The organism is Streptomyces katrae (assembly GCF_000966975.1).
GTDB classification, from domain to species: domain Bacteria; phylum Actinomycetota; class Actinomycetes; order Streptomycetales; family Streptomycetaceae; genus Streptomyces; species Streptomyces katrae.
The window spans coordinates 1-5,141 of record NZ_JZWV01000402.1 but is presented as its reverse complement, the minus strand read 5'-3'; the positions used below and the strand labels follow the sequence as shown (position 1 = coordinate 5,141).

At 73.8% G+C, this 5,141-nt stretch carries 5 protein-coding genes; 3 read left to right on the top strand and 2 right to left on the bottom strand.

The window, feature by feature from the left end; translation table 11 throughout:
* A partial coding sequence (locus VR44_RS15605; RefSeq protein WP_094191678.1) for an MFS transporter occupies nucleotides 1-1,381 on the bottom strand: 1,381 nt, incomplete at its 3' end.
* A 404-nt stretch (nucleotides 1,382-1,785) separates the two neighbouring features.
* On the opposite strand from VR44_RS15605, the gene VR44_RS15600 reads away from it, so the two are divergent.
* From VR44_RS15600 to VR44_RS15590, 3 genes are all read left to right on the top strand, one after another.
* On the top strand, nucleotides 1,786-2,703 hold the full coding sequence (locus VR44_RS15600) for a DUF3027 domain-containing protein (protein ID WP_045948092.1): 918 nt from the start codon (nucleotides 1,786-1,788) through the stop codon (nucleotides 2,701-2,703).
* Between the two features lie 77 nt (nucleotides 2,704-2,780).
* Nucleotides 2,781-2,987 (top strand): hypothetical protein, encoded by a 207-nt coding sequence (locus VR44_RS15595; protein WP_425424512.1) that lies wholly within the window; start codon nucleotides 2,781-2,783, stop codon nucleotides 2,985-2,987.
* Between the two features lie 120 nt (nucleotides 2,988-3,107).
* Nucleotides 3,108-4,640: a flotillin family protein gene (locus VR44_RS15590; RefSeq protein ID WP_045948090.1), complete on the top strand. Its 1,533-nt coding sequence runs from the start codon at nucleotides 3,108-3,110 to the stop codon at nucleotides 4,638-4,640.
* A gap of 49 nt (nucleotides 4,641-4,689) precedes the next feature.
* Here the strand turns inward: VR44_RS15590 and VR44_RS15585 are convergent.
* Nucleotides 4,690-5,141 (bottom strand): helix-turn-helix domain-containing protein (locus VR44_RS15585; protein WP_045948089.1); only part of this gene is annotated, 452 nt, incomplete at its 5' end.

The window sequence follows — 5,141 nt, the reverse complement described above, 5'->3', positions numbered from 1 at the left end:
AGACGCCGGCGGGGCTGGATTTCGTGGAACCGCGGGGGTGGCGGGTGGTGAGGAGGCCCCGGAGGGCCACGGCCGTGCCCAGGGCGACGACCACCGAGGCGACCGCCATCCCCAGGACCCCGTTCAGGGGGAGGGCGATGCCGATGCCGCCGCCCAGCACCCACGCCATCTGCAGCAGGGTCTCCGAGCGGGCGAAGGCCGACGTGCGGACGGCCTCCGGGACGTCCCGCTGGATCATCGCGTCCAGCGAGAGCTTCGCCAGGGCCTGGCAGAAGCCGGCCGTGCCGGCCAGGACGGCCATGAACGGGCCGCTGAAGACCAGGGCCGCGAGGATCGTGACGACCAGCGTGGCGGACAGGACCGACGCCACGATGGCCTCCGGGGCGCGGGCCCGCAGCCACGCCCCCACCGCCGTCCCGCACGCGTTGCCGATGCCCGCCGAGGCGCCCACGATGCCGAGGGACACCGCAGCGCTCTGCCCGCCCAGCGGCTGCTCGCGCAGCAGGAACGCCAGGAAGAAGATCAGGAAGCCGGACAGCACCCGCATCGCCGCGTTCGCGAGGAGTCCGCAGAGCACCGGACGGCTCACCGTGCGCAGTCCGGGCCGTTTCGAGTGGGGCTCGTGGGTGGAGAGGCGGGCCCGGCGCTCGCCCTTCGCCTCGTCCACCTTGTGCGGCAGCTGGAACGCCGCGAACGTCCCCCACACGAAGATCGCGCAGGCCCCGTACAGCGGCCACGCCGGTCCGATCGTGTGCAGGGCGGCCCCGACGGGCGCGGCCAGGCCCGTCGCGAGGAGGCCGGCCAGGGTGACCCGGGAGTTCGCCTTGACCAGGGAGAACCCCGCCGGCAGGAGGCGCGGCACCACCGCGCTGCGGACGACGCCGTACGCCTTCGACGCCACCAGGACGCCCAGTGCCGCCGGGTACAGCTCCAGCCCGCCCGTCGCCACCGCGCCCGACATCGTCACCGCGAGCACCGCCCGCGTCAGCATCGCGCAGGCCATCGCCGCCCGCCGCCCGTGCGGCAGCCGGTCCAGGAGGGGGCCGATCACGGGGGCCAGCAGGGTGAAGGGGGCCATGGTGATGGCCAGGTACAGGGCCACCCGTCCGCGTGCCTCGTCCGTGGGAACGGAGAAGAAGACGGTGGAGGCGAGCGCGACCGTGATCATGACGTCGCCGGCGCCGTTGATCGCGTGCAGTTCGATCAGCCGGCCCAGCCCCGATTCCCCCGCCCCGTGGGCGTGAGTGACCCGCCGGATCCCGCGTGCCGTACCGGTGAACGGGAGGTGCAGCGCGCGCCCGACCGCCCGGCCGGCCCGCCTGGCCGGTCCCGAGCCGTCTGGGGACGACCGTACGGGAGCCACTTGGACATAGTGCCCCAGACCGCTTGCCGGGACCCGCCCCGGCGCGTCCGGGCGGGGCCGGGGCGCGGTGCGGTGCGGGCGCGGGCGGCGGGCGCGGGGTCCGGGCCGGGCGCGGTCGGGGGTGGTCGGGGGGTGGTCCGGAGGGCGTCGATGTCCGCGAATCGGACCTCGCATGTGGGCCGAAGGCGTCGGAGGAGGTAGCGTGCGTAGCGCGCCACCGGCGGTTGCTCTTGGCCGCGCGCCTCTTCGCGATCCCGCAGAATGGATCACATGGGGTGCGCCCGAGGCCGATCGGGGCGCGGACGTCGACGCGGCCCTCTGGTCCGCTCCGCCCGCGCTACGTACGGACGAGACCGACGGGTCGTTGTGGACGACAGTACGGACGGCGCACTCGTGAGACGGCGTAGGAGAGAACGAGACCTGTGAGTGCTGCGACGACGCGAAGCCGTACCCCGCGTACCCCGCGTACCCCCGCCCCCGACCGCCTGTGCGCCGAGGCCGTGGAGCTCGCCCGGGAGGCCGCCGAGGAGGCCGCCCACCCCGGTGTGGTGGGCGAGCACGTCTCCGTCGTAGCGGAGGGCGACCGGGTCGTCACTCACTTCTTCGAGTGCCACGAACCGGGCTACCGGGGCTGGCGCTGGGCCGTCACCGTCACCCGCGCGTCGCGCGCCAAGAACGTCACCCTGGACGAAACGGTGCTGCTGCCGGGTGACGACGCGCTGCTCGCGCCGGAGTGGGTGCCGTGGAGCGAGCGGCTGCGTCCGGGGGACATGGGCCCGGGCGACCTGCTCCCGACGGACGCCGAGGACCTGCGGCTGGAGCCGGGGTACAGCGGCGAGGACGCGCCGCCGCCGAACTCGGCGGTCTCGGCGGAGATGGCCGAGCTGGTGGAGGCGGAGGACGCCGACGTCACCGACCGGGTGGTCGCACCGGCGCGCGGGTCGATCACGTCCGTCGCGGAAGAGCTGGGGATGCGGCGTGCGCGGGTGCTGTCCCGGTACGGGCTGCACACGGCCGCCGACCGCTGGGACGAGGCCTTCGGGGCGAAGACGCCGATGGCGCAGGCCGCGCCGGCGTCGTGCGTGTCCTGCGGCTTCCTGGTGGCCATCGGGGGGTCGCTGGGGCAGGCCTTCGGGGTGTGCGCGAACGAGTTCGGGCCGGCGGACGGGCGGCTGGTGTCGCTGTCGTACGGGTGCGGGGGGCATTCGGAGGCGGCGGTGATGCCGAAGCCGCCGAGGCCGGCGGAGATGGCGATCGACGAGTTTCCGCTGCGGCCGGCTGCCGATACCGGGTCGGTGCCGGTGGTGGACCTGCCGTCGGAGGACCTGGGGCACTCGTAGACCCTGCCGGGGCCGCGCCCGGTGCCCCAGCGCGGGCTGTTCATGGCGCGGTGGCGTCGTACGCTCGCGGTATGGACATGGTGGGGAGGACCGGGCGGGTGACCGGGGTCGTCGGGCCGGGGCTCGTCGGGGAGGTCATCTTGCACATCCGGGGCGGCGCCGAGCACTTCCTCGCCTACCCCGCTCTGGGGGAACGCGGGCGGATCGGCGTCGGGGCCGTGGTCACCGTCGTGGAGTACCAGCCCCCGCGCACCGTGTACGTGATGGAGGTGTACGACGGCTGAGGGCTGATCCCGTATCAAGATGGCGACAAGAATGATCCAGCCACTTCTCCGCCACCCCCGCGCAGGCGCACACTCACCTCCGTCGGTGCCGAACGGCACCGCGCTAAGGGGGCGTTGCCGATGGCTATCGGCGTCGTGGCGGGAGTGGTTCTCGCCGCAATCATTGCCTTGATCGGCCTGTTCAAGCTCATGTGGCGGGTGGCCGAACCGAACGAGGCGCTCGTCATCTCCGGTTCCACGCACAAGACCGAGGGCATCGGCGAGGGCATGGGCTTCCGGATCGTCACCGGACGCGGAACGCTGGTCCTGCCCGGCGTGCAGGCGGTGCGCAAGCTGTCGCTGGACCTCAACGAGACGCAGCTGAACGTGGACTGCGTGACCCACCAGGGCATCCCCCTGCGGGTCAAGGGCGTCGTCATCTTCAAGATCGGTGACGACTACGTGTCCATCGCCAACGCCGCGCGCCGTTTCCTCGACCAGCAGAAGATGATGCCCGAGCGCGTGCACATCGTCTTCGCCGGCCATCTGCGGTCCATCGTCGGCGGTCTGACGGTCGAGGACATGATCCGCGACCGGGAGAAGCTGACCGGGCAGACCCGGGCGGCCTGCGGGACCGAGATGGAGAAGCTCGGGCTGATCGTGGACTCGTTGCAGATCCACGAGATCGAGGACCCGACCGGCTACATCAAGAACCTCGCGATGCCGCACGCCGCCGCCGTCCAGCGCGACGCCCGCATCGCCCAGGCCGAGGCCAACCGGCTGGCGACCGAGGCCGAGCAGACGGCGTTCGCCCGGATGGCCGAGGCCACCCGGGACAGCGAGATCCTCCAGGCCGGCTACCAGGCCGAACGGGACAAGGCCGCGGCCACCGCCCGGCAGGCGGGCCCGCTGTCCGAGGCGGCCGCCCGGCAGGAGGTCGTCGTCCAGGAGACCCGCGTCGCGGAGCTGGAGGCGCACCGGCGGGAGCAGCAGCTCCAGGCCGACGTGCGCAAGCCCGCGGACGCGGCCGCGTACCAGACGAGGACGCTCGCCGAGGCGGAGCGCGACGCCCGCATCTCGGCGGCGCAGGCCAAGGCGAAGGAGACCGAGCTGGCGGCCGCCGCCGAGGCCACCCGGGTCAAGACGGCCGCGGCCGCCGAGGCCCAGGCCACCGAGGCGCGCGGGCACGCGGCGGCCACCGCGACCCGGGTCAGCGGTGAGGCGGAGGCGGCGGCCACCCAGGCCAAGGGCCTCGCGGCGGCCGAGTCGGCGCGGGCGAACGGTCTCGCGCAGGCGGAGGCGGCCAAGGCCAAAGGTCTGGCCGAGGCCGAGGCGATCAAGGCGCGGGCCGCGGCGCTCGCGGAGAACCAGGAGGCCGTGGTCGCCCAGCAGCTCGCGGAGAACTGGCCGGCGATCGTCCAGGCGGGCGCGGGCGCGTTCGGCAACGTCGAGCACATGGTGCTGCTGAACGGGGCCGAGGGGATGTCGGAGATGTTCGCGAAGGCCCTGACGATGGGCGGTACCGGGCTGGGCGTGGCCCGTCAGCTGCTGGCTTCGATGGCCGCGCAGCAGAAGGAGGAGGGGGCCGGGGAAGCGAAGGCCTCTGCCGTCACCCCCGTGAACGGCAGAGGCCCTGGCCGGACTCAGATCCCGATCGACGAGGAACGGGCCTGACCGGCGTGCGTCGGCCGATGGCCGGAAACCGATCCTAGATCGGTGCCGCTCAACGGCATGTGCGTTGCGCGCAAGGATCGTTGACCTTGCGCGCAACGCGTCGGCGCCGCAGTTCCGTCGGGCTCGTCCCGTACGCCTGGCGGAACGCCCGGCTGAAGACGGCGGCGCTGCTGAAGCCCCAGCGGGCGGCGATCGAGTGCACCGGCCGGCGCGTCAGGTCGGGCCGGAGCAGGTCGGCGCGGGCGGCCGCCAGGCGGCGGCCGCGGATGGTGGCGGCGACGCCCGCGGGGCGGCCCTGGAAGAGCAGGTGCAGGCGGCGCAGGGAGATGTGGTGGCGGGCGGCGACCGCGCCGGGGGTCAGTTCCGGGTCGCCGAGGTTGTGCTCGATGTAGGTGTCGATCTGGCGCAGGAGAGCCTCTTCGCGGGCCTCGGCGGGGAGGTCGTCGTACACGTCGAGCCGTTCGGCGAGGCAGGCGGTGGCGAGGCCGAGCGCGGCCGAGC

Coding starts and splice junctions, on each gene's coding strand:
- VR44_RS15595 (WP_425424512.1), top strand. CDS start 2,781: ATGGTGGGGAGGACCGGGCGGGTGACCGGGGTCGTCGGGCCGGGGCTC.
- VR44_RS15590 (WP_045948090.1), top strand. CDS start 3,108: ATGGCTATCGGCGTCGTGGCGGGAGTGGTTCTCGCCGCAATCATTGCC.